The following is a 202-nucleotide window of genomic DNA, read 5'->3' as shown; positions in this document are numbered from 1 at the left end:
GCTGTTCGGCGCCGAGTACGCCAACGTGCAGCCCCACTCGGGTGCCTCCGCCAACCAGGCCGCGCTGTTCGCGCTGGCCCAGCCCGGCGACACCATCCTGGGCCTGGACCTGGCGCACGGCGGCCATCTCACCCATGGGATGCGGCTGAACTTCTCCGGCAAGCAGTTCAACGTGGTCGCCTACCACGTGGACGACTCCGGT

The 202-nt window shown here is 69.3% G+C and carries 1 pseudogene; it reads left to right on the top strand.

Annotated elements, in window-relative coordinates:
- Positions 1 to 202 (top strand): annotated as a pseudogene (locus IH68_RS51590) (serine hydroxymethyltransferase); the annotation flags it as partial.

Origin of the sequence: Streptomyces sp. NRRL S-646 (assembly GCF_000720765.1) — a bacterium.
Classification (GTDB): Bacteria; Actinomycetota; Actinomycetes; order Streptomycetales; family Streptomycetaceae; genus Streptomyces.
Note: the sequence above shows the minus strand (reverse complement) of the source record. Positions and strands in the feature narration are given on the sequence as shown.